The 23352-nt window shown below is 73.1% G+C and carries 22 protein-coding genes and 3 tRNA genes; 10 read left to right on the forward strand and 15 right to left on the reverse strand.

All coding sequences use genetic code 11. From position 1 onward, the window contains the following. Positions 1 to 54 precede the first annotated feature (54 nt). From cofC to CRP29_RS06635, 3 genes are read left to right on the forward strand one after another with little or no spacing between them, the layout of a single operon-like run. On the forward strand, positions 55 to 732 hold the full coding sequence (gene cofC / locus CRP29_RS06625; protein WP_097194292.1) for a 2-phospho-L-lactate guanylyltransferase: 678 nt from the start codon (positions 55 to 57) through the stop codon (positions 730 to 732). A 4-nt stretch (positions 733 to 736) separates the two neighbouring features. Next, on the forward strand, positions 737 to 2806 hold the full coding sequence (locus CRP29_RS06630) for an RNA degradosome polyphosphate kinase (protein WP_245852549.1): 2070 nt from the start codon (positions 737 to 739) through the stop codon (positions 2804 to 2806). Further along, the gene (locus CRP29_RS06635; protein ID WP_245852550.1) at positions 2790 to 3710 is read left to right on the forward strand and encodes an NUDIX hydrolase; all 921 of its coding nucleotides are present in this window, start codon (positions 2790 to 2792) and stop codon (positions 3708 to 3710) included. Before CRP29_RS06630 ends, CRP29_RS06635 begins: the two co-directional genes overlap by 17 nt. Before the next feature lies 1 nt (position 3711). Here the strand turns inward: CRP29_RS06635 and leuD are convergent, their stop codons facing one another. Together leuD and leuC are read right to left on the reverse strand one after the other, a co-directional pair. Further along, positions 3712 to 4311, reverse strand: a complete 600-nt coding sequence (gene leuD, locus CRP29_RS06640; RefSeq protein ID WP_097194294.1) for a 3-isopropylmalate dehydratase small subunit — start codon at positions 4309 to 4311, stop codon at positions 3712 to 3714. Between the two features lie 3 nt (positions 4312 to 4314). Then, the gene (gene leuC, locus CRP29_RS06645; RefSeq protein ID WP_097194295.1) at positions 4315 to 5721 is read right to left on the reverse strand and encodes a 3-isopropylmalate dehydratase large subunit; all 1407 of its coding nucleotides are present in this window, start codon (positions 5719 to 5721) and stop codon (positions 4315 to 4317) included. A 90-nt stretch (positions 5722 to 5811) separates the two neighbouring features. Between leuC and CRP29_RS06650 the strand changes: the two genes are divergently transcribed. Beyond that, positions 5812 to 6513, forward strand: coding sequence for an IclR family transcriptional regulator (locus CRP29_RS06650; RefSeq protein WP_097194296.1), 702 nt, complete (start codon positions 5812 to 5814; stop codon positions 6511 to 6513). A gap of 8 nt (positions 6514 to 6521) precedes the next feature. Here CRP29_RS06650 and CRP29_RS06655 read toward each other — a convergent pair whose 3' ends face one another. From CRP29_RS06655 to CRP29_RS06670, 4 genes are read right to left on the reverse strand one after another with little or no spacing between them, the layout of a single operon-like run. Then, on the reverse strand, positions 6522 to 7019 hold the full coding sequence (locus CRP29_RS06655; RefSeq protein ID WP_141437074.1) for a hypothetical protein: 498 nt from the start codon (positions 7017 to 7019) through the stop codon (positions 6522 to 6524). Beyond that, positions 7009 to 7956, reverse strand: a complete 948-nt coding sequence (locus CRP29_RS06660; RefSeq protein WP_217991482.1) for an ROK family protein — start codon at positions 7954 to 7956, stop codon at positions 7009 to 7011. Before CRP29_RS06660 ends, CRP29_RS06655 begins: the two co-directional genes overlap by 11 nt. Further along, positions 7953 to 8903: an ROK family protein gene (locus tag CRP29_RS22980; protein ID WP_217991483.1), complete on the reverse strand. Its 951-nt coding sequence runs from the start codon at positions 8901 to 8903 to the stop codon at positions 7953 to 7955. Before CRP29_RS22980 ends, CRP29_RS06660 begins: the two co-directional genes overlap by 4 nt. Positions 8904 to 8946: 43 nt before the next feature. Next, entirely contained in the window at positions 8947 to 9777 is an 831-nt protein-coding gene (locus CRP29_RS06670) for a nucleotidyltransferase family protein (protein WP_097194300.1), read from the reverse strand. A gap of 155 nt (positions 9778 to 9932) precedes the next feature. Between CRP29_RS06670 and CRP29_RS06675 the strand changes: the two genes are divergently transcribed. Beyond that, complete coding sequence (locus CRP29_RS06675; RefSeq protein WP_245852551.1) at positions 9933 to 12380, forward strand: glycoside hydrolase family 3 protein; 2448 nt, start codon at positions 9933 to 9935, stop codon at positions 12378 to 12380. Between the two features lie 53 nt (positions 12381 to 12433). Here CRP29_RS06675 and CRP29_RS06680 read toward each other — a convergent pair. The 6 genes from CRP29_RS06680 to CRP29_RS06705 all read right to left on the reverse strand — a co-directional run bounded on the left by CRP29_RS06680 (position 12434) and on the right by CRP29_RS06705 (position 16150). After that, positions 12434 to 12506: transfer RNA gene (locus CRP29_RS06680), tRNA-Glu, on the reverse strand. Positions 12507 to 12607: 101 nt separating this feature from the next. Further along, positions 12608 to 12680 (reverse strand) — tRNA-Glu (locus CRP29_RS06685). Positions 12681 to 12727: 47 nt separating this feature from the next. After that, positions 12728 to 12799 (reverse strand) — tRNA-Gln (locus CRP29_RS06690). A gap of 41 nt (positions 12800 to 12840) precedes the next feature. Continuing rightward, positions 12841 to 13809 carry a CPBP family glutamic-type intramembrane protease gene (locus CRP29_RS06695; RefSeq protein ID WP_176522871.1) on the reverse strand — a complete coding sequence of 323 codons (969 nt, stop codon included), beginning with the start codon at positions 13807 to 13809 and terminating at the stop codon, positions 12841 to 12843. A gap of 38 nt (positions 13810 to 13847) precedes the next feature. After that, a complete protein-coding gene (gene gltX / locus CRP29_RS06700) occupies positions 13848 to 15335 on the reverse strand; it encodes a glutamate--tRNA ligase (RefSeq protein ID WP_097194303.1) in 1488 nt (495 codons plus the stop codon). Further along, positions 15332 to 16150: a fumarylacetoacetate hydrolase family protein gene (locus tag CRP29_RS06705; protein WP_097194304.1), complete on the reverse strand. Its 819-nt coding sequence runs from the start codon at positions 16148 to 16150 to the stop codon at positions 15332 to 15334. The genes gltX and CRP29_RS06705 overlap by 4 nt, the downstream gene beginning before the upstream one ends. On the opposite strand from CRP29_RS06705, the gene CRP29_RS06710 reads away from it, so the two are divergent. Further along, positions 16143 to 16574, forward strand: coding sequence for a VOC family protein (locus CRP29_RS06710; RefSeq protein ID WP_245852552.1), 432 nt, complete (start codon positions 16143 to 16145; stop codon positions 16572 to 16574). The genes CRP29_RS06705 and CRP29_RS06710 overlap by 8 nt on opposite strands. A 167-nt stretch (positions 16575 to 16741) precedes the next feature. Further along, positions 16742 to 17068: a putative quinol monooxygenase gene (locus tag CRP29_RS06715; protein ID WP_097194840.1), complete on the forward strand. Its 327-nt coding sequence runs from the start codon at positions 16742 to 16744 to the stop codon at positions 17066 to 17068. Positions 17069 to 17072: 4 nt separating this feature from the next. On the opposite strand, the gene cimA is transcribed toward CRP29_RS06715, so the two are convergent. Next, positions 17073 to 18665 carry a citramalate synthase gene (cimA, locus tag CRP29_RS06720; protein ID WP_176522872.1) on the reverse strand — a complete coding sequence of 531 codons (1593 nt, stop codon included), beginning with the start codon at positions 18663 to 18665 and terminating at the stop codon, positions 17073 to 17075. 177 nt (positions 18666 to 18842) lie between these two features. On the opposite strand from cimA, the gene CRP29_RS06725 reads away from it, so the two are divergent. Further along, a complete protein-coding gene (locus tag CRP29_RS06725) occupies positions 18843 to 19244 on the forward strand; it encodes a hypothetical protein (RefSeq protein ID WP_141437076.1) in 402 nt (133 codons plus the stop codon). 1 nt (position 19245) lies between these two features. Here the strand turns inward: CRP29_RS06725 and CRP29_RS06730 are convergent, their stop codons facing one another. Both CRP29_RS06730 and serA read right to left on the reverse strand, forming a co-directional pair. Further along, positions 19246 to 20268 carry a 3-isopropylmalate dehydrogenase gene (locus tag CRP29_RS06730; protein WP_097194307.1) on the reverse strand — a complete coding sequence of 341 codons (1023 nt, stop codon included), beginning with the start codon at positions 20266 to 20268 and terminating at the stop codon, positions 19246 to 19248. 14 nt (positions 20269 to 20282) lie between these two features. Continuing rightward, entirely contained in the window at positions 20283 to 21896 is a 1614-nt protein-coding gene (gene serA / locus CRP29_RS06735) for a phosphoglycerate dehydrogenase (RefSeq protein WP_245852560.1), read from the reverse strand. A 168-nt stretch (positions 21897 to 22064) separates the two neighbouring features. On the opposite strand from serA, the gene CRP29_RS06740 reads away from it, so the two are divergent. Both CRP29_RS06740 and CRP29_RS22985 read left to right on the forward strand, forming a co-directional pair. Further along, positions 22065 to 22634 carry a hypothetical protein gene (locus CRP29_RS06740; protein WP_097194308.1) on the forward strand — a complete coding sequence of 190 codons (570 nt, stop codon included), beginning with the start codon at positions 22065 to 22067 and terminating at the stop codon, positions 22632 to 22634. A gap of 76 nt (positions 22635 to 22710) precedes the next feature. Next, entirely contained in the window at positions 22711 to 23292 is a 582-nt protein-coding gene (locus tag CRP29_RS22985) for a DUF805 domain-containing protein (RefSeq protein WP_141437077.1), read from the forward strand. Positions 23293 to 23352: the final 60 nt, after the last annotated feature.

The raw sequence follows: 23352 nt of genomic DNA on the forward strand, positions 1-23352 counted from the left end.
GGGCCACCGGGTCCGGGACGGCGCGAACTCCCCTCCGGCGGAGGATGTGTTCACATGGTCGCCGTGCCTGCCTGGTCGGTCGTCGTCCCGGCGAAGCGGCTCGCCGTGGCCAAGACCCGGTTGCGGCCGCTCACCGACCAGGCCGCGCACCCCGCCGTCGCCCGCGAGGAACTCCACCAGGCCCTCGTGCTGGCGCTGCTGGCCGACACCGTCGCCGCCGCGCGGGAATGCTCGCTGGTCGCGGAGGTCGTCGTGGTCACCGACGAACCGGCCGCCGCGGACCTGGTGCGGGGTCTGGGCGCCCGCACCGTGGCCGACGAGCCGGACGGCGGCCTGAACGCCGCACTCGAGCACGGCGCGGGGGCGGCCGCCGGCGACGCGGTGGCGGCCCTCTCCTCCGACCTGCCCGCGCTGCGCCCGGCGGAGCTGACCGCGGCGCTCGGGGCGGCGGCCGCGGTGCCGCGCAGCTTCGTGCCCGACGTCCACGGCACGGGCACCACGCTGCTCACCGCGATCGGGACACCGCTGCGGCCCCGCTTCGGCACCGGCTCGGCGGGGGCCCACCGCGAGGACGGCGCGCTCGCCCTGGCCGGCGACTGGCCCGGGCTGCTCCGCGACGTCGACGACCTGGACGACCTGCGGGCCGCGGTGGGTCTGGGCGTGGGCCGGCACACGGCGCGCCTGCTGGCCGGCTCGCCGACTCTCGCCGTTCAGCTGGGTGCGGCACGATGATCGCGTGCCCTCCCCCGACGACGCTCCCCTGCCGGCCGACCGGTTCCTGAACCGCGAGCTGTCCTGGCTGGACTTCAACGCCCGCGTCCTGGAACTGGCGGAGGACAGCACGCTGCCGCTGCTGGAGCGGGTGAAGTTCCTGGCCATCTTCGCGAGCAACCTCGACGAGTTCTTCATGGTCCGCATCGCCGGGCTCAAGCGCCGGCACAGCACCGGGCTGACCGTCCGCTCCCCCGACGGGCTCACCATCCGGGAGCAGCTGGAGCGGATCACCGCCCGCACCCAGGAGCTGGTGCAGCGGCACTCCGACGTCTTCGACGACGACGTGCTCCCGCGCCTCGAGGAGGCCGGCATCCGCATCGTGCGGTGGGACGAGCTGGAGGAGTCGGCCGCGCTGCGGCTGCGCGAGTACTTCCGCGACCAGGTCTTCCCCGTGCTGACCCCCCTCGCCGTCGACCCGGCGCACCCCTTCCCCTACATCAGCGGGCTCTCGCTGAACCTCGCGGTGTCGGTGCACGACCCGGACACGAACGCCCCGCGCTTCGCCCGGCTCAAGGTGCCCAACAACGTGCCCCGGTTCGTGCCGGTGTCCGGCGGCCGGACCGAGTCCACCGCGGTGTTCCTGCCGCTCGAGGACCTCATCGCCGCGCACCTCAACCAGCTCTTCCCGGGGCTGGACGTGCTCGACCACCACTTCTTCCGCGTCACCCGCAACGCCGACGTCGAGGTGGAGGAGGACCGCGACGAGGACCTGCTGCAGGCCCTCGAGCGCGAGCTGGCGCGGCGCCGCTTCGGACCGGCGGTGCGGCTGGAGGTCGCCGAGCCGATGGACCCGCGGATCCTCGAGGTGCTCATCTCCGAGCTCGAGGTCTCGCCGGCCGACGTCGTCCACGTGCCCGGGCTGCTCGACCTCGCCTCGCTCATGGCCCTCTACGACCTGGACCGGCCGGAGCTCAAGGACGAGCCGTTCGTGCCCACGACCCACCCGCGGCTCAGCGAGGGCGAGACGCCCAAGAGCGTGTTCGCCACCCTCCGCGAGGGCGACGTGCTGGTGCACCACCCGTACCACTCGTTCGCCACCAGCGTGCAGCGGTTCATCGAGCAGGCGGCCGCCGACCCGGACGTGCTGGCGATCAAGCAGACCCTGTACCGCACCTCCGGCGACTCCCCCATCGTCAACGCGCTGATCGAGGCGGCCGAGGCCGGCAAGCAGGTCGTCGTCCTGGTGGAGATCAAGGCCCGGTTCGACGAGGAGGCCAACATCAGCTGGGCCCGCTCGCTGGAGCGGGCCGGGTGCCACGTCGTCTACGGCCTCGTCGGGCTCAAGACCCACTGCAAGACGGCGCTGGTCGTGCGCCGCGAGCAGGGCGTGATCCGGCGCTACTGCCACATCGGCACGGGCAACTACAACCCGAAGACGGCGCGGCTCTACGAGGACCTGGGCATCCTCACCGCCGACCCGCGGGTGGGAGCCGACCTCACCGATCTGTTCAACGTGCTCACCGGCTACTCGCGGCAGACCAACTACCGCACGCTGATGGTGGCCCCGCACGGCATCCGCAACGGCCTGATCGAGAAGATCCGCCGCGAGGTGCGGCACGCCGCCGAGGGCAAGCCGGCCGGCATCCGGATCAAGGCCAACTCGATCGTCGACGAGAAGATCATCGACGCGCTGTACGCGGCCTCGCGGGCCGGCGTCCAGGTGGAGCTGTTCGTGCGCGGCATCTGCGCCCTGCGCCCCGGCGTGCCCGGGTTGTCCGAGACCATCCGCGTGCGCTCCATCGTCGGCCGCTTCCTCGAGCACTCCCGCGTCATGTCCTTCGTCAACGGTGGCGAGGACGAGTGGTGGCTCGGCAGCGCCGACCTGATGCACCGCAACCTGGACCGCCGCGTCGAGGTGCTGCTGCGGGTCTGCGACGACCGGCTGCGCACCCAGCTCGAGGAGACGCTCGCCCCGGCCATGGCGCCGGGCGTGCGCTGCTGGGAGCTGCGCAGCGACGGCAGCTGGGAGCACCTCGAGGGGCGGGACTACCAGGCCGAGCTGACGGAGCGCATGCATGAGCTCGCGGGCTGAGGCTCCGGTGATCGCGGCCGCCGGCGGGGTCGTCTGGAGGGGAGCAGGCGACGACGTCGAGATCGCCGTCGTCCGCCGCCCGCGGCACGACGACTGGTCGCTGCCCAAGGGCCACGTCGACGCCGGCGAGCACTCCCTGCAGGCCGCCTGCCGGGAGGTGGCCGAGGAGACGGGGCTGAGCGTGGTCGCCGGCCGCCGGAGCCTGACCACCCGGTACGAGGTCGACGGCGCCCCCAAGCGGGTCGACTACTGGGTCGTGCGCTGCGTCGGTGGGGAGTTCCTCGCCAACGACGAGTGCGACGAGCTGCGCTGGCTCCCCCCGGCGGCCGCCGCGGAGCTGTGCAGCTACGAGCAGGACCGCCGGGTGATCGCCGACGCCGCGCGGACCGACGTCCCGCGGGAGGTGTCGGTGCTGCTGGTGCGGCACGGCAAGGCCGGGAGCAGCGAGCAGTGGGAGGGGCCGGACGAGGAGCGCCCGCTCACCTCCGCCGGCGAGGAGCAGGCCCGCCGGCTCGCCGCGGTGCTGCCGCTGTTCGGCCCGACCTCGGTCGCCGCCGCGACGCCGCTGCGCTGCCGGCAGACCGTCGCGCCGCTCGCCGACCGGCTGGGTCTCGCGGTGGACGAGCGCCCGGAGTTCGGGGAGCCCGAGTTCGGCGGCGACCCGCAGCGCGCCCTGGACGCCGTGCTGCGCTCCCTGACCGTGCCGGGCGTCGCCGTCGTCTGCAGCCAGGGCGGGACGATCCCCGCCGTGCTGCAGGCGCTCGGCATCCACGGGCACGGCGTCCCCGGCCTCCTCCCGCCGGTCGCCAAGGGCAGCGTGTGGGCGCTCGGTGGCCGGCCGGGTGCGCTGGCCGCCGACTACTACCGCGACGTCACCCCCGACCCCGACGCCCGCCCCGCCTAGGTCACACCGCCGGGAGCGCCTTCGGCTTCCAGGCCGGGCGGGCGTCCTCGAAGGCCTGGATGTCGTCGAGGTGCCGCTCGGTCAGGCCGACGTCGTCGAGCCCCTCGAGCAGCCGCCAGCGGGTGTACGGGTCGATCTGGAACGGCACGGTGACGTCGCCGTAGGTGACCTGCTCGGCCTGCAGGTCGACCGTCACCGGCAGCGCGGGATCCGCCTCGATCGCCGCCCACAGCGCCTCGACGTCGGCCTCGGGCAGGACGACGGTGAGCAGCCCGGCCTTGGTCGAGTTGTTGCGGAAGATGTCGGCGAACCGCGGGCTGATGACCACCCGGAAGCCGCCGTCGAGCAGCGCCCAGTTGGCGTGCTCGCGCGAGGAGCCGGTGCCGAAGTCCGGGCCCGCCACGAGGATCGAGGCGTTCGCGTACTCGGGCCGGTTCAGCACGAAGTCGGGCTCGTTCGTGCGCCACGCGACGAACAGGCCGTCCTCGAACCCCGTGCGGGTGATCCGCTTGAGGTACTCGGCCGGGATGATCTGGTCGGTGTCGACGTTGGTCCGGCGCAGCGGCGCGGCGGTGCCGGTGTGGGTGGTGAAGGCGTCCATGACTCAAGCTCCGATCAGGTCGGCGGGGGCGGTCAGGCGACCGGTCAGCGCGGTCGCCGCGGCCACGGCGGGGCTCACCAGGTGGGTGCGCCCACCCTTGCCCTGACGGCCCTGGAAGTTGCGGTTGCTGGTGGACGCCGAGCGCTCCCCCGGCTTGAGCTGGTCGGGGTTCATGCCCAGGCACATCGAGCACCCGGCACCCCGCCACTCCGCACCCGCGTCGAGGAACACCCGGTCCAGGCCCTCGGTCTCGGCCTGCGCCTTGACCGCCACCGACCCGGGGACGACGAGCATCCGGGTGTCGGCGTCGATCCGCTTGCCGCGCAGCAGCTCGGCGGCGACCCGCAGGTCCTCGATCCGGCCGTTGGTGCAGGAGCCGAGGAAGACGGTGTCCACCTTGATGTCCCGCAGGCGCGTGCCGGCGGTGAGACCCATGTACTCGAGGGCCTGCTCGGCGGCGCGGCGGTCGCCCTCGTCGGCGAAGTCGGCCGGGTCCGGCACGCTCGCGTCGATCGGCAGGCCCTGACCGGGGTTGGTGCCCCAGGTGACGAACGGCGTGAGGCTCGTGGCGTCGATGTGCACCTCGGCGTCGAAGACCGCGTCCTCGTCGGTGCGCAGCGTCGACCACTCCGCGACGGCGGCATCCCAGTCCGCACCCTGCGGCGCGTGCGGGCGGCCCTGCAGGAAGTCGAACGTGGTCTGGTCGGGCGCGATCAGCCCGGCCTTGGCGCCGGCCTCGATGGACATGTTGCAGATCGTCATCCGGGCCTCCATCGAGAGCTTCTCGATGGCGCTGCCGCGGTACTCGATGACGTAGCCCTGGCCGCCGCCGGTGCCGATCTGGGCGATGACGGCGAGGATCACGTCCTTGGCCGAGACACCCGGGGGCAGCTCGCCGTCGACGTTCACCGCCATCTGCTTGGGCTTGTACTGCGGCAGCGTCTGGGTGGCCAGCACGTGCTCGACCTCGCTGGTGCCGATGCCGAACGCCAGTGCGCCGAACGCGCCGTGGGTCGAGGTGTGGCTGTCGCCGCAGACGATGGTCATGCCCGGCTGGGTGAGCCCCAGCTGCGGGCCGATGACGTGCACGATGCCCTGGTCGCGGTCGCCCATGGGGGCCAGCCGGATGCCGAACTCGGCGGTGTTCCGGCGCAGCGCGTCCACCTGGGCCCGGCTGATCGGGTCGGCGATGGGGCTGAGGATGTCCAACGTCGGGACGTTGTGGTCCTCGGTGGCCATCGTGAGGTCGGGACGCCGCACGGTGCGCCCGGCGGCGCGCAGGCCGTCGAACGCCTGCGGGCTGGTGACCTCGTGGACGAGGTGCAGGTCGATGTAGAGCAGGTCGGGTTCTCCGGCGGCGCTGCGCACCACGTGGGCGTCGTAGACCTTCTCGGCCAGGGTCTTGGGCACGGTCCGTCCTCTCACCGGGGATCACCCGGCTCGTCGCGCTTGCGTCTCACTCCGCTTGTGTCTCATCAGGTGAGATGCAAGTATTGCTGTGTGGGACAGCCTAACCCCGTTGCGGTTCTGGACAAAGCGGTCGCGATCCTCCGAGCCGTCGCCGACGAGCCGGCGACCCTCGCCGAGCTCGTGGCGCGCACCGGTCTGCCGCGCGCCACGGCGCACCGGCTGGCCGTCGCGCTCGAGGGTCACCGCCTGGTCCGGCGCACCGACACCGGCACCTGGGCGCCCGGTCCGGCGCTGGCCGAGCTCGGCCGCGGCTCGGCCGACCTCGGCGACGTCGCCGCCCGGCACCTGGTGGCCCTGCGCGACGTGACCGGCGAGAGCGCCCAGTTCTACGTCCGCGACGGCGCCAGCCGGGTCTGCGTCGCCGCAGCCGAGCGCACCAGCGGCCTGCGCGACACCGTCCCGGTCGGCGCACGCCTGCCCATGACCGCGGGATCCGCCGCGCACGCGCTGCTGGCGTTCACCCCGGCCGACGAGGTCACCCGCCTGCTCCCCTCGGCGAGCTTCACCGCCCGCACGCTGCTCGACGTGCGCCGCCGCGGCTGGGCGCACAGCATCGCCGAGCGCGAGCCGGGCGTCGCCTCGCTGTCCGCACCGGTGCGGGACGGCTACGGAGCCGTGCTCGGCGCGGTCTCCATCTCCGGCCCGGTCGAGCGGCTCGGCCGCCGGCCGGCCCCCGAGGTGGTCGGCGCGGTTCTGGACGCGGCGGCCGCGATCGCCCGCGCCGCGCGCTGACGTCTCGGTCAGGCTGCTGCGGGGCGGCCCCATCGGTTCTCGTGGGCCTTGCCGTCGAGGTCCTGGAAGCGGACCACGGCCACCATGTCCCGCAGGCCCTCGCGGTCGGCGTCGGCAAAACGGAGAGTCCGCCACCATTCGCGGACGTTGGCGCCGGCGACCACGGGCGTGTCCAGGCGGAACGACGTCGTCGGAGGCCGAACGGCGCCGTCGTTGTCCACGAGCTGCACCGGTATCGGCACGCTGACCTCCACCTCGACATGGGTCACCGGGAGTCGCCCCGGGTTGACCAGCGCGAACACGTAGTGCGACTGGGCCACGCCGTCCACCACCGGGTCCGGCGCCTGTCGCAGCCGCCACTCGACGCTGACACCCGCGAGCTCGATCCGCCGGTCACGCTGCTGGAGGGCACGGAACTCACGCAGCTGGACGGCCGCGAAGCCGACCGCCCCCGTGGTGGCCAGGCCCGACATCCACGTCGCCACATCGCCCCAGTCAACGGCCACGGGCCGGCCCCTCCTCCGCGTGACGCCGGGCCAGGTCCCCGGCGCCGATGACGCCGGCAGCGCTGCCGAGAGCGGCGAGTTCGACGCGGGCGGGAGTGCGATGCAGCTGTCTCGGCGTCAGAGCCGCCTCGTAGGCCTCGCGCACGGGATCGAGCAGCAGTGCCCCCGCGTCGGCGACCCCACCACCGATGACGTACAGCTCTGGGTCCAGCGCCGCGCCGAGCACTGCCATCCCCCGTCCCAAGGCCGTTCCCACGGTGCCGAAAGCGGCCCGTGCGCTCTGATCGCCGTTCTCGGCCGCCTCGGTCACTGCGCGACCGGAGACGGCGGCGTCAGGCCCTGCGCCTTGATGGGCCAGGTAGGCGCGCACGAGTGCTGCTCCGCTGACGTACTGCTCCCAGCAGCCGACGCCGCCGCACCCGCACGGCAGACCATCCGGGACCAGCGCCATGTGGCCGTACTCGGCGGCGAACCCGCCGAACCCCCGGTGCAACCGCCCATCGATGACCAGTCCCCCGCCGAGGCCAGTGCCCACCGTCAGGCAGACCGTTGTGGTCGCCCCCTGTCCGACGCCGTGGACCGCTTCGCCCCAGGCGGCGCAGTTCGCGTCGTTCTCGACGACCACCGGCCGGTCCAGTCGCGACTCAACGGCACCGGCCAGGTCACCTGGCAGCCAGCCGTCGATGTTCGGCGAGAAGACGAGGGATCGACGGTCGGCCCGCACGAAGCCCGCGACGCTGAGCCCGACGGCGACCACATCCCCGGTAGCCAGAAGCGGCTCGACCACGGCGACGATCGCGTCGTCGACCCCAGGGCCGGGCGGTGTCGGCACCCGGGTCAGCTCCCCGATCAGCCCGTCGGGTCCTACGACCCCCGCTGCGATCTTGGTGCCTCCGACGTCGACGCCGATCGCTCGCGTGCCCCCGCCGGGACTCACGCCGACCGAGCCGGGACGCGCTCCTCGTGGACCGCCCGCTGCAGGAGGATCGCCGCGCCGGCTGCCGCCATCGGCAGATCCAGCCGGTCCACGACAACAGCGCAGTCGCGGGCCATCGAGCTGAACGAGTTGGTCTGCATGGCCTCTCGCACCCCCGTCATGAACAGCTCGCTGCATCGCGGTCCGGACCCGTCCCCGTTGCCTACCAGTTCAGCGGGTCCGCCGAGCACGATCATCTTCGGGTTCAGCAGGTTGAGGGCCGTCGCCAGCCCTTGGCCTAGGTAGCGGCCACTGCGACGGAACACCCGCGCTGCACGATCACCGTGCGGGCCGTCGAGCAGGGCCGCTGCGTCTGCGAAACCGCGCGAGCGGCTCACTCCGCCCCAGTTCATGTCGCGGTCGAAGTTGGTCACCGCCAGCATCGCCTCCAGGCAACCGCGGTTGCCACATCGGCAGAGGGGCCCTTCCGGCTGGACGACGATGTGCCCGAACTCGCCTGCACCTCCGGTCGCCCCGCGGACGAGTTGCCCCTGCGCGACGATGGCGCAACCGAGGCCCTGGACGTCGGGGGCGAGGTAGACCACGACGACGTCGTCCACGCCGGCGGCCACGCCGACCTGCTGTTCGTATGCACACATGCAGTTCACGTCGTTCTCGGCGACGGCGGGCAGCCCCGAGGCCTCGGTGAGTAGGTCGGCGACCGGAACGTCGGTCCAGTCGTAGCCGGGTTGCAGGAGCCCGGGGGCGACGACGACCCGCCGGCCGTCGTCCGAGATGTGGCCCCCGATGGACAGCCCCACGCCCGCGAGGCGACCCACGCGTTTCTCCGCCTCCACCAGCGCCTGACCGATCACGTCCAGGGCCCCCTCGGGATCAGGGACGGTGACCACCTGCTCCTGCAGGAAGACGGGCTCGGGGTCGGAGTCCTCCCGCACCGTGACGATCATCCGGCCGGACGCCAGCGAAACCCCGGCGGCCCGTGTCGGCTCGTCAGGCATCGGGCGCCCGCCCGATGTCCTCGCGGACCCGCATGATCATCCCCTCGAGGTAGTGGAGCATGTGGCCCAGGTAGTACGGCGTGAACTCCGGCGACTGATAGTTCCACTGCCACTTCTGGTCGGGATCCTGCTTCTCTTCTCGCCGCTTCTCGAAGTACCCGTGCGTGAGCGAGCCGATGGTCTCCTGCAGCTCGGTCGTCAGCTGGATCTCGATCTTGGAGAACCGCTCCTCCTCGTCCTCGAAGTTGAGCGTCTGCACGCGGAAGTCCTGGCGCACGGTCACGTGCATGGCGTAATACCCGTAGTCCTGCGCGTGGGTCCAGACCTCCACGTCCGCGCCCACCTCGCCGCCCAGCGACGTCATGTGGTCGGCGAGTTCCTGCACGCCGTCGAGATACCGGACGACGATGCGACAGCGGACGACATCCCACAGACCCTCGAACCAGCAGTCCGGCGACAGCCAGCCATCGGCCGGTGGAGCGGGCCAGTTGGGGTTGTTGTGGACGTTGGCCCGCCACGTCTTGCTGAGGAAGGACTCCCAGGGCTTGAGCTCGAGCTTGATCTCCGGCGGGGCACCGAACAGTGGCACGCCCTTGCGGTCCTCGTAGTCGAGCGACCAGTCACGCAGACGGTTCGACAGCTGCAGGAAGAACTTCGACTCCTCGAAGGCCTTCTGCAGATCCCGTTGCTGCTGGAGGTAACGCCCACGTCGCAGCTCCCGGCGATCACCCGTCCACACCCGAGCCAGCCACTCCTCATAGGACGACCGGTCCGGCTTCTCCCAGGGCTCCGTCGCGTGCCCCGCGGCGAGGTCGAACTGCACGGGTCCTCCAGTGTCCGGGCTGTGGAGGGCACGGTAGCGGCCGGACGCAAGCGGGTCACGTCGCAGAACTGCGGACCCGGGCGGAGAGCAGGTCGCGTCTAGGTTGTGCCCTGGCTCACTCGCCCACCAGCCGACGGATGACGAGATCGGACACCATGACGCACGCAGCCGCCCGGAACACCCGGCTGATCCAGGCCCTCGCCGCGCTGTCTCTCGAGGAGAAGGTCCAGCTGCTCACCGGCCGCGACTTCTGGACCACCTGGCCGATGGAGTCGATCGGCCTGCGCCGCATCCTGGTGTCCGACGGCCCCTCCGGCGTCCGGGGCGAGGTCTGGGACGAGCGGGACCCCTCGCTCAACCTGCCCTCGGCCACAGCCCTGGCGTCCTCCTGGGATCCGGGGATCGCCCGTCGCTACGGCGCCGCGGCCGCGGTCGAGGCCCGCCGCAAGGGGGTCGACGTCGTCCTCGGGCCGACGATCAACCTGCACCGCTCGCCACTGGGTGGCCGGCACTTCGAGTGCTTCAGCGAGGACCCGGTGCTCACCGCCGAGCTTGCCGCCGCCTACGTCTCCGGTGTCCAGGACAACGGCGTCGGCGCGACGCCGAAGCACTACATCGCCAACGACTTCGAGACCGACCGCTTCACCGTGGACGTCCGGGCCGACGACCGGACCCTGCGCGAGCTGTACCTGCTGGCGTTCGAGAAGGCGGTCGTCGAGGCGCGGGCCTGGCTGGTCATGAGCTCCTACAACTCGATCAACGGCGCCACGGCCAGCGAGAACGAGCTGCTGGAGACGCCGCTGAACAGCCAGTGGGGTTTCGACGGCGTCGTCATCAGCGACTGGACCGGCGTCCGGAGCCTGGAGAGCGCGAAGGCCTCGCAGGACCTGGTCATGCCCGGCCCGCAGGGCCCCTGGGGCGAGGCGCTGGTCGCGGCGGTCCGCGCCGGGGAGATCGACGAGGCGACGGTCGACCGCAAGGTGCTGCGCATCCTCCGGCTGGCCGAGCGGGTCGGGGCGCTCTCCGGCTCGGAACCGGCCGAGCCGGTCCTGGTCGAGGACGGCCCGGCGCTGGCCCGCGAGGCCGCCGCGGAGGGCATCGTGCTGCTGGAGAACCGGGGAGAGCTGCCGTGGGCCGCCTCCGCCCTGCGCTCGGTCGCCGTGATCGGCAACAACGCCTCGGCCGCACGGACCCAGGGCGGTGGCAGCGCGACCGTCGTCCCGGAGTACACCGTGTCCCCGCTGGAGGGCCTGCGCCGCGCCCTGCCCGGCGTGGACGTGCGGTACTCGGTCGGCGCGGTGGTCCAGGACGGCGTCGTGGAGCTCCCGCTGCGCGATCTGACCAACCCCTCCACCGGCGAGCCGGGCCTGCACGCGCGCTTCCTCGCCGAGGACGGCGCGGAGCTGCTCGCCGAGGACCGCCGCTCCAGCAACCTCGTCTACTTCGGCAGCGACGTGCCGATCGAGGACGCCGCCGAGTTCGAACTCACCACCCGGTTCACCCCCTCGGAGAGCGGCGTCGTCCGCCTCGGCGTCGCCCTCGTCGGCACCGCGAAGCTGTACGTCGACGACGAACTGCTGCTCGACGAGCGGCTGCGCCCTAGCCCGGAGGCCGTCGGGGCCGCCTTCACCAACCCGCCCACGGCGTCGGCGCCGGTGGAGCTCACCGCGGGCACGCCGGTCGACCTGCGGCTGGTGTACGACCTGCGCCGGCGGCGCGGCTTCAACGCCCGCGCGATGTCGCTGCGCCTGGGCACCGAGCCGGCCGACGTCGTCGCCGACGCACTGATCGCCGAGGCCGCCCGCGCCGCCGCGGACGCCGACGTCGCGCTGGTCGTCGTCGGTACCAACTCCCTCGTCGAGTCCGAGGGCTACGACCGGACGACGCTGGCCCTGCCGGGGCGGCAGGACGACCTGGTCCGCGCCGTCGTCGCCGCGAACCCGCGCACCGTGGTGCTGGTGAACTCCGGCGCGCCGGTGCTGCTGCCGTGGCGGGACGACGTCGCGGGCCTGCTGCTCGGCTGGTTCGGCGGGCAGGAGTTCGGCAACGCCGTCGCCGACGTCCTCCTCGGTGCGACCGAGCCCGGCGGGCGGCTGCCGACGACGTGGCCGGACGCGGAGGCCGACGTGCCGGTGCTCTCCTGCACCCCGGTCGACGGGGCGCTGGAGTACGCCGAGGGCATCCACGTCGGCTACCGGGCCTGGCTGAAGCAGGAGACGCCGCCGGCCTACTGGTTCGGCGCCGGCCAGGGCTACACCCGGATCGACCTCACCGGCGTCGACGCACCCGGGAGCGCCCGCGGAGGCGAGATCGTGACGGTGACCGTGGAGGTGGCCAACCGCGGCGACCGCGCCGGCAAGCAGGTGGTGCAGGTCTACGCCGAGCGGCCCGACTCCGCCGTCGACCGGCCGGTGCGCTGGCTGGTCGGCTCGACCCCGGTGCGCGTCCCCGCCGGGGAGTCGACCCGGGTGGAGGTGGCCGTCCACACCCGGTTGCTGGCGTACTGGGCGGACGGCTGGCAGTACGAGCCCGGGGCCTACCGGCTGCGGGCCGGCACGACCGCGGTCGACCTCCCGCTGGAGACGACGCTGACGCTGGGCTGAGGTCCAGGGACGACGAGGGCCCCCGACCGATGGTCGGGGGCCCTCGTTCGTTGTAGCCCCGAAGGGATTCGAACCCTCGCTACCGCCGTGAGAGGGCGGCGTCCTAGGCCGCTAGACGACGGGGCCGGACGCGACGATTTTGCCACGGCTGCTCGACCGGGCGGCACGGGGGGTCCGAGAACGACGAGAGCCCCCGACCGTTGCCGGTCGGGGGCTCTCGCTCGCTGTAGCCCCGAAGGGATTCGAACCCTCGCTACCGCCGTGAGAGGGCGGCGTCCTGGGCCGCTAGACGACGGGGCCGTGCAGTGCTGCGATCATGCTCCAGCGGAGGAAATGACGCATCCTCGCTGGGGTACCAGGACTCGAACCTAGACTAACGGAACCAGAAACCGTCGGGCTGCCAATTACCCCATACCCCATGGGCCGTTCTCACGGCGCCGCAGAAGACGATACCCGACGCTCAGCCGGCTGCGCGCACCCCCCTCCGGGTCCGCGCGGCCAGGGCGACGAACAGGGCCAGCCCCAGCCCTCCGACCAGCGCGTACGCCGATCCGGGGCCGCCCGGCACCAGCCCCGGGACGGCGTCCTCCCCCAGCCCGGCGCCGAGCAGGAGCACCGCCACGGCCACGACGGCGTGCAGCGCGACCGCGGCCTCGAGCCCGCCGGTGACCGCCACCACCGCCGAGGCCGCCAGCCCGAGCGCCACGCGGCCGAGGAAGGCGGGCACGTCGTCCGTGCCGTGCAGGAGGGCGCCCAGCAGCGCGGCGACCACCGCGGCGACGACGGCGCCGGCCCGGGGCCGGCCGATCCAGCCGGCGACGGCCTGGCTCAGGTACCCGCGCAGCAGCACCTCCTCCGCGGCGGCGCGCAGCGGCACCGTGAGCAGCCCGGCCAGCAGCACCCAGGGCAGGTCGTCCACCGGCCCCGGGACGTCGCGGTCGGCCAGGACGACGGCACCGAGGACCCCCAGTCCGATCCCCGTACCCGCGGTGGCGAGTGCCAGCAGCGAGAACCGCCACAGCAGCGGCCGGCGGAACCGGCCGGCCTCCGACAGCCCGCGCCCGGGCCCGACGCCGTGGGCCACCGGCCAGGCCAGCAGCACCGCGGGCAGCGCGACGGCGAGGAACAGTCCGGTGACCATCAGCCCGCGCCAGGTGAGCGGAACCGGATCGAGGTCGGCGCCGGTGCCGGTGAGCACGTCGGCGATGCGGGTGAGGACCAGCGCGATGCCGAGCAGGAAGGCGATCAGCAGCAGGCCCGCGACCGGGCGCCACCAGACCCACGACGCGTCGCGCATCGCCAGCAGGAAGGGCGTCGCCCGGACCGGCTCGGGCTCCTCGGCGACCGCCGCCTCCCGCGGCGCCGCCTCGGGCAGCAGGTCCGGCGACGGACGCAGGGTGGGCGGCGGACCGGCGTAGCGCTCCGCCACCTGATCCTCCGGCGCCAGTCCCCGCGACGCCCCGGCGGTCATCCGCCGGCGACGTCGCGCGCCGCGGCGAGCCGGGCGAGCGTGCGCTCGCGGCCGAGCAGCTCCATCGACTCGTAGAGCGGGGGCGAGACGGTGCGGCCGCTGACGGCGACCCGTACCGGGCCGAACGCCTGCCGGGGCTTGAGGCCCAGGCCCTCGACGAGCGCGGACTTCAGCGCCGCCTCGATCTCGGGGGTGGACCACTCCGCCAGCTCGCGCAGCGACGCCGTCGCGGCGTCGAGCACCGCGACCGCGCCGTCGCCGTTCAGCTGCTTCTCGGCCGCGGCCGGGTCGATCTCGACGTCCTCGACGAAGAGGAACCCGAGCAGGCCCACGGCCTCGGACAGCACGATCATCCGCTCCTGCGCCAGCGGCGCGATGGCGGTCAGCGTCTGCTGCTGCTCGGCCGTCGGCGGCTCGGCGACCAGCCCCGCCGCGGCGAGGTAGGGCACCACCCGCTCGGTGAACTCCTCGACCGGCAGCGCGCGCAGGTGGGTGGCGTTGATGGCCTCGGCCTTCTTCAGGTCGAAGCGGGCCGGGTTGGCGCTGACCCGGGTGACGTCGAAGGCCTCGACCATCTCGGGCATCGAGAAGATGTCGCGGTCCTCGGCGATCGACCAGCCCAGCAGCGCCAGGTAGTTGGCGAACCCCTCGGGCAGGAAGCCGCGCTCGCGGTAGATGTCGAGGTTGGACTGCGGGTCGCGCTTGGAGAGCTTCTTGCTGCCCTCGCCGGTGACGTAGGGCAGGTGGCCGAAGCGCGGGGTGCCCTGCGCGACGCCGATGTCGGTGAGCGCGGCGTAGAGGGCGAGCTGGCGCGGGGTGGAGGGCAGCAGGTCCTCGCCGCGGAGCACGTCGGTGATCTGCATGAGCGCGTCGTCGACCGGGTTCACGAACGGGTACAGCGGTGCGCCGTTGCCGCGGACCAGCACGAAGTCGGGCACGGAGCCGGCGGCGAACCGCACCTCGCCGCGGACCAGGTCGGTCCAGACGAGGTCCTCGTCGGGCATGACCAGTCGCAGGACGGGCGAGCGCCCCTCGTCGCGGAAGGCGGCCTTCTGCGCGTCGGTGAGGAAGCGGTCGGCGTTGTCGTAGCCGAGCTTGGGGTCCTGGCCGGCGGCCCGGCGGCGGGCGTCGACCTCCTCGTTGGTGGAGAAGGACTCGTAGGCGTGCCCGGACTCCAGCAGCTTGGCGGCCACGTCGCGGTAGATCTCGGACCGCTCCGACTGCCGGTAGGGGCCGAACGGGCCGCCGACCTCCGGGCCCTCGTCCCACTCCAGGCCGAGCCAGCGCAGGCAGTCGAGCAGGTGCCGGTAGGACTCCTCGGAGTCCCGCGCGGCGTCGGTGTCCTCGATGCGGAAGACGAAGGTGCCGCCGGTGTGCCGGGCGTGCGCCCAGTTGAACAGCGCCGTCCGCATCAGGCCGACGTGCACCATGCCGGTGGGCGACGGGCAGAACCGGGTGCGCACCGGGCCGGGCACACCCGTCATCGCGAGCCACCGGCGGTGGAGACGGCGTCAGCGGCGGCGACCGAGTTGGCCAGCGAGCCCAGCCCTTCGATCGTGCACTCGACCCGCTGGCCGGGCCGGATCGGGCCGACCCCGGCGGGCGTGCCGGTGAGGACGACGTCGCCGGGCAGCAGCGTCATGACGCGGGAGATGTAGGAGATCAGCGTCGGCACGTCGAAGATCAGCGAGCTGGTGCGGCCGGACTGGCGCTGCTCGCCGTCGACGGTGCAGGTGACCTCGAGGTCGGCCGGGTCCAGGCCGACGCCGGGCAGGTCGGTCTCGATCCACGGGCCCAGCGGGCAGAAGGAGTCGAAGCCCTTGGCGCGGGTCCACTGCCCGTCGCTCTGCTGCATGTCCCGCTCGGTGACGTCGTTGCCGATCGTGTAGCCGAAGATGCTGGCGCCGACCTGCTCCGGGGAGATGTTCCGGGCGCCCCGGGCGCCGATGACCACGCCCAGCTCGACCTCGTGGTGCACGTTGGTGCTGCCCGCGGGGATGCGGATCGCGTCGCCCGGGCCGATCACCGACGTCGACGGCTTGAGGAACAGCAGCGGCTCCTTCGGCGCGTCACCGGTGAGCCCCTTCATCTCCGCGATGTGGTCGGCGTAGTTCTTGCCCACGCACACCACCTTGCTGGGCAGGATCGGCGACAGGAGCCGGATGTCGGCCTGCGCGTAGCGGGCGCCGGTGAAGGAGATCTGGCCGAAGGGGTGGCCCTCGATCTGGGCCACCTGGCCGTCTCCGTCGAGGACGCCGAAGGACATGCCCTGGGGGGAGGCGAAACGGACGATGCGCACGGACGCGAGGTTAGTCGCGCCCCGTCCCGGCTACCGGGCGCCCATGGCCTGCCGCTTCTCCGAGCTCGTCGTGAACAGCCGTGATCCCGAGGCGCTGGCCGCCTTCTGGGCCGCGGTGCTGGACTACCGCGTCCTGGGACGGGAGGACGACGGCAGCATCGAGATCGGCCCCGCCGAGGGCTTCGGCGGAGCGGCACCGACGCTGGTCTTCGGGCCGGTCGCCGACCCCACTCCCGGCCGGCGGCGGCTGCACATCGACGTCAGCCCCACCGACCGCGACCAGGACGCCGAGCTTCAGCGGCTGCTCGGGCTGGGCGCCGTCCCGGCCGACGTCGGGCAGACCGGCGAGGAGAACTGGCACGTCCTCGCCGACCCCGAGGGCAACGAGTTCTGCCTGCTGGAGCGGCGGTTGGACCCGCTCTGACACCGCGCTGGGATCAGGTGACCTGATCATCGAGCGTCCTACCTCACGTCCCACGGTGAGGGAGGACGCTGCGCGGTGAGGGAGGACGTCGACCGACCGGGCGAGCGGTGGTCACGCGGCCCGGCGGGCGGGTGGCACGGCAGTCGGGGCAGGGCGAGGATCTCCCGGTGATCCTCATCGTCGTGAAGTTCCCCGTCCGTCCCGAGCGCGCTGACGAGTGGACGGCGCTGGCCGCCGACTACGCAGCCGCGGTGAACGCCGAGGAGGGGTCGCTGTTCTTCGAGTGGTCCCGCAGCCTCGAGGAGCCGGGCACGTACGTCTGCATCGAGGGTTTCCGCGACGCAGACGCCGGTGCAGCACACGTGGGCACCGACGCCTTCAAGCGCTTCGTCGAGCAGGCCCCGGACCTGGTCGCCGCGCAGCCGCAGATCATCTACGTGGACGCGCCGGACGTCTCCGGCTGGGGCCCGATGGGCGAGATCCAGCCCCGCTGAGCGCTCAGTCCGTCGGCGACGGCCGGCGGAGCACGGCGTAGGTCATCGCGTCGACGAGGGCGTGCCAGGAGGCCTCGACGATGTTGGCGTGGACGCCCACGGTGGTCCACTCCCCCACGCCGTCGGTGGTGTCGACGAGCACCCGCGTCGTCGCGCTCGTGCCGCCCCGCCAGCCGAGGATGCGGACCTTGTAGTCGGCGAGGGCGACGTCGGCCAGCTGCGGGTAGCGGTGCACGAGCGCATGGCGCAGCGCGTTGTCCAGGGCGTTGACCGGGCCGTTGCCCTCGGCGGTGCTGATGACTCGCCGGCCGTCGACGTGCACCTTGACCGTCGCCTCGCTGACGACGACGCCGTTACCCCAGTGCTCGACCGAGGTCCGGTAGCTCTCCAGCTCGAACAGCGGCGCGGGGGCGTCGGGCAGCTCGCCGCGCAGCAGCAGCTCGAAGGAGGCGTCGGCCGCTTCGAACGACCAGCCGTCGGCCTCGAGCACCTTGACCCGGTCGACCACCCGGCCGATGGCGTCGGACTGGCCGGTGAGGTCGACGCCGAGCTCGCGGCCCTTGAGTTCGACCGACGCCCGGCCGGCCATCTCGGTGACCAGGATGCGCATGTCGTTGCCGACGACGGTGGGGTCCAGGTGGTTGTAGAGCTCGGGGCTGACCTTGATGGCGCTGGCGTGCAGCCCGGCCTTGTGCGCGAACGCCGACGCCCCGACGAAGGGCTGGTGGTCGTCGGGGGCGATGTTGGCCAGCTCGGCGATGGCGTGGCTGACCCGCTGCAGCTCGGGCAGGCACTCGGCCGGCACCACGGGCAGCCCCATCTTGGTGACCAGGTTGCCGATCAGCGCGAACGTGTCGGCGTTGCCGGCCCGCTCGCCGTAGCCGTTGGCGGTGCCCTGCACGTGGGTGACGCCGGCCTCGACGGCGGCCAGGGAGTTGGCCACCGCGCAGCCGGTGTCGTCCTGGCAGTGGATGCCGAGCCGGCCGCTCACCCGGGTGCGCACGTCGGTGACGACCGGGCTCACCCCCGAGGGCAGCATGCCGCCGTTGGTGTCGCACAGGACGCCGACCTCGGCACCCGCGTCGAACGCCGCCTGCAGCACCGCCACGCCGTAGTCCGGGTCCGCGGCGTGGCCGTCGAAGAAGTGCTCGCAGTCGACGAACACCCGGCGCCCGGCGGCGACGAGGAAGGCGACGGTGTCGGCCACCATCGCCAGGTTCTCCTCCAGCGTCGTCCGCAGCGCCTCGCGCACGTGCCGCACGTCGCTCTTGGCGACCAGGCACACCACCGGCGTCCCGGCGTCCAGCAGGGCACGGACCTGCAGGTCGTCCTCCACCCGCACGCCGGCCTTCCGAGTGGCGCCGAACGCGACGAGCTGGGCGTGCCGCAGCTTGAGCTCGGTGCGGGCACGGGAGAAGAACTCCGTGTCCTTGGGCATCGCGCCCGGCCAGCCGCCCTCGATGTACCCGACCCCGATCTCGTCCAGCAACCGGGCGACGGCGAGCTTGTCCGTCACGGAGTAGCTGACGCCCTCGCGCTGGGCGCCGTCGCGCAGCGTCGTGTCGAAGACGTGGAAGTCGATCTGGTCGCTCGTCATGGGAACTCCTGGGGGTGCGGCCGGCCCGAACACGAAAAAGACCCCCCGGGTACGGGAGGTCTGCGCGCAGTCGAGGAGGGGACTGCGCGCTAAACGATGATGATCGTGCGGGTGGCGTACATCCCGACGAGTAAATCATGCGCGGCCGTCGTTCCACCCCTGGCAGGCTGGCCGACCGTGATCCCTCCCGGCTGGACCCCCGTGCACCGTGCCGACGGCGAGCAGGTGGGCTGGCTGGCGCCCGACGGCGGCCCGGGCCTGGCCGTGCCGTTGCTGCTCACCGGCACGCCCCTGGCCGACGCCGGCCCGAGGGAGGACGGCGCGGCCCTGCTCCGCGCCCACGGGCTGCGCGCCCTGGACCGCCGGTGGTGGGCCCGGCTGCCCGGCGAGCCGCTGAGCGGCGTCGTCGGGGCCGGGGAGCCGGCGGCGGACTGGACCTGGCAGGCCGTGGTGCTGGTGGAGTCCTCCCCCGCCGGTTGCACGGTGCGACCCGAGTGGCCCGCGCCGGGCGAGACCGGACGGGCCGCGCTGCCCGTCCCCGTCGGCGACCTGCTGCGGGCGGAGCCCCCCGCGGCGTGACTCAGCCGCTGGCGAGCGCGGCCAGCCGGTCGCCGACCTGCGTGGTGCGGATCTGCTGCTGAGGGTCGCGGGTGGAGAGGTCGAACGCGACGGCGGCGTTGACCTTCTTCGCCTGCTCCGCGCGGCCGAGGTGCTCGAGCAGCAGGCCGACCGACAGGACCGTGGCGGTCGGGTCGGCGATGCCCTGCCCGGCGATGTCGGGCGCCGAGCCGTGCACGGGCTCGAACATGCTCGGGTTGGTGCCCGAGACGTCGAGGTTGCCGCTGGCGGCCAGCCCGATGCCGCCGGTCACGGCCGCGGCGATGTCGGTGACGATGTCGCCGAAGAGGTTGTCGGTGACGATGACGTCGTAGCGGCCCGGGTCGGTGATGAAGAACATCGAGGCGGCGTCCACGTGCTGGTAGGCGACGGCGACGTCGGGGAACTCCGCGGAGACCTCCTCGACGATCCGCGACCACAGACCGCCGGCGTGGGTGAGCACGTTGGTCTTGTGGATCAGCGTCAGGTGCTTGCGCGGGCGGGCGACGGCCCGCTCGAAGGCGTAGCGGACCACGCGCTCGACCCCGAAGGCGGTGTTGAGGCTGACCTCGGTGGCGATCTCGTGCGGGGTGTCCTTGCGGAGCACGCCGCCGTTGCCGACGTAGGGCCCCTCGGTGCCCTCGCGCACGCACAGCATGTCGATCGGGCCCTCGGCGGTGAGTGGTCCGCGGACGCCGTCGAACAGCTTGGCCGGCCGCAGGTTCACGTGGTGGTCGAGCTCGAAGCGCAGCCGCAGCAGCAGCCCGCGCTCGAGGATGCCCGGGGGCACGCTCGGGTCGCCGATCGCGCCCAGCAGGATCGCGTCGTGCCCGCGCAGCTCGTCGAGCACTGTGTCGGGCAGGAGCTCGCCCGTCCGCTGCCAGCGTGCGGCGCCGAGGTCGTAGGGCGTCGTCTCGAGGTCCGGAGCGACCTCGCGGAGGACCTTGAGGCCTTCCGCGACGACCTCCTGACCGATGCCGTCACCAGGGATCACTGCCAAGCGCATGGGGAACTCCCGGTTCAGAGGGTGTCGAGATCGGCGGCGCGGGCCTCGCGCGCGCCGATGCGGACGGCGATGTCCTCGAGCAGCTCGGGGCTGACGGGGCTGTCCACCGTGACGGCCATCAGCGCCTCGCCGCCCTCGGTCGTGCGGCTGACCTGGGCGCCGGCGATGTTGATGCCGGCCTCCCCCAGCGCCGCGCCCACGGCGCCGACGACGCCCGGCCGGTCGGCGTAAGTGAAGAACAGCAGCCGGCCCTCGGCGGCCAGGTCGATCTCGAAGCCGGCCACCTCGGTGAGCCGGGCGACCTGGTTCTTGCCGTAGAGCGTGCCCGACACCGAGACCTGGCGGCCGTCGGCCATCGCGCCGCGCACGGTGACCAGGTTCCGGAAGGTGGGGCTCTCCGGGTCGCTGGTCAGCGCCACCTCGAGTCCGCGCTGCTCGGCGAAGAGCGGCGCGTTGACGTAGGTGACCTGCTCCTCGATCACGTCGGAGAAGACGCCCTTGAGCACCGCGAGCTGCAGCACGGCGACGTCGAACTCGGCGAGCTTGCCGCGCACGTCGACGGTCACCGACTGGGCGAGCCCTCCGGCAACGGAGGTGAACACCCGGCCGAGCTTCTCGGCCAGCGGGAGGCCCGGGCGCACGTCCTCCGCGACGACGCCGCCGGCCTGGACGTTCACCGCGTCGGGCACGAACTCGCCCTGCAGCGCCAGGCGCACCGAACGCGCCACGGCGGTGCCGGCCTTGTCCTGGGCCTCGGTCGTGGAGGCGCCCAGGTGGGGGGTGACGACGGTGTTGGGCAGCCCGAACAGCGGGCTGTCGGTGGTGGGCTCCGTGGCGTAGACGTCCAGGCCCGCCGCCCCGACCTGGCCCGACCGCAGGGCATCGGCGAGCGCGGCCTCGTCGACCAGGCCACCACGGGCGGCGTTGACGATGATCACGCCGCGCTTGGTGAGCGCCAGCTCCTCGGCCCCGATGAGACCGAGGGTCTCCGGCGACTTGGGCAGGTGGATGGAGATGAAGTCGGACTCGCGGAGCAGCTCCTCCAGCGAGACCAGCCGGACGCCGAGCTGGGCGGCGCGGCCGGGCTGGATGTAGGGGTCGTAGGCGATGAGCTCGACGCCGAAGGCGGCCAGCCGCTGCGCGAACAGCACGCCGATGCGGCCGAGCCCGACGACGCCGACGGTCTTGTCGGTGATCTCGACGCCCATGAACTTGGAGCGCTTCCAGGCGCCCTCGCGCAGCGATGCGTCGGCGGCGGGGATCTGGCGGGCGGCGGCCAGCAGCAGGGCGACGGCGTGCTCGGCGGCGCTGACGATGTTCGAGGTCGGCGCGTTCACGACCATGACGCCGCGCTCGGTGGCGGCGGCGACGTCGACGTTGTCCAGACCGATGCCGGCCCGGGCCACGACCTTCAGGTTCGGCGCGGCCGCGAGCGCCTCGGCGTCGATCTGCGTGGCGCTGCGGATCATGACCGCGGCGGCGTCGGCCAGCGCGGGCAGCAGCGCGGACCGGTCGGCCCCGTCGACGTGCCGGATCTCGACGTCGCTCCCGAGCACCTCCAGCACGCTCGGGGCCAGCTCTTCGGCGATCAGGACGACGGGCGCTGTCCCCGACACGATGGCTGTCACGGATCGACAGCCTAGGGACGGCGCACCTCGCGGGGTCGGCCGGGTGCGAGGCGTGGGAGGAGCATCCCACTGCTCGGGACGAACGGGGCGCTGTTGCCGCCGCGCCCCGCGCTCGCCATCCTGGCCGGGCCACGACAGCCGGCACGTCCGACGCCGACGGAGGAGACCATGACCCTGCCCCCGGGCGACCCGCAGTGGAACCAGCCACCGCAGGGCCAGCAGTTCGGCTACGCCGGGTACCAGGCCGGCTACCAGCCAGCGCCGCAGTTCGGCCCGTACGGGCCGCCGCCCGCGCGGCCCGGCTCGGTGATCGCCGCCGCCGTCCTGGGCTTCCTGTTCGGGGCACTCGGGATCGTGGTGACGCTCGGGGCGATCGTCCTGGGCGCGATCGCCGGGAGCCTGGACGACGACTCCACGGGCGGGTTCGACGAGTTCGCCGACGCGGCCGCGGGGGTCGCCCTCGCCCTCGGTCTCCTGGCGCTGGCGTGGACGGTGCTGCTCATCTGGGGATCGGTGTGGGCGCTGACCGGTCGCAGCCGCGTGCTGCTGCTCGTGGGCGGCTCGATCGCGCTCTTCTTCACCACGCTGGGGTTCCTGGGCAGCCTCGGCAGCACGAGCGGTGGCGACGTCGTCGTCAACCTGCTGCTCTTCGCCGGGGCGCTGGCGATCGTGCTGCTGCTGTCCCTGCGGCCGGCCGCGGAGTACTTCGCCGCCCACCGGGCCCGTCGCGGCGGCTGATCCGCGGGCACGGGAGCCCCTACACTCCGCCCTTCGACCCGCCACCGTGGCGGGCGCCACAGGAGGATGCACCGCGATGACCACCCCACCCCCCGGCTACGGCCAGAACGTGCCCCCCGAGGACCAGCCGGGCTGGGGAGCTCCTCCCCCGCCGCCGCCCGCACCCGGCTACGGCCAGGCACCGGGCTACGGCCAGGCCCCCGGCTACGGCCAGGCCCCCGGCTACGGCCAGGCCTACCCCGCCGCCCCCGGCTACAGCGCGCCCGGCGCGGCCGCCCCGCAGCTGGACATCGCCACCGCGGTGCGCAGCGTGCTCACGCAGTACGCCAACTTCACCGGCCGCGCGCGCCGCTCGGAGTTCTGGTGGTTCTACCTGGCCAACTTCCTGGCCTCGATCGTCGCCTCGATCATCGACCAGGTCATCGGCGTGCCGCTGTTCCAGGTCGTCGTCGCCCTCGGCCTGCTCATCCCGGGCCTCGCGGTCGGCGCGCGTCGCCTGCACGACATCGGCAAGTCCGGCTGGTGGCAGCTGATCGCGCTGGTGCCGCTGGTCGGCATCATCGTGCTGATCGTCTTCTGGGCGCAGGACAGCGACCCGGCGACCAACCAGCACGGTCCCTCGCCGAAGTACCAGGCGGCCGGCGGCTACGGCTACTGACCCCCGCACGGCGAACGGGCCCCGTCACCTCTCGGTGACGGGGCCCGTTCTGCGTTCGCG

The sequence above is a fragment of the Blastococcus aggregatus genome (assembly GCF_900221005.1).
Taxonomy (GTDB): Bacteria; Actinomycetota; Actinomycetes; order Mycobacteriales; family Geodermatophilaceae; genus Blastococcus; species Blastococcus aggregatus.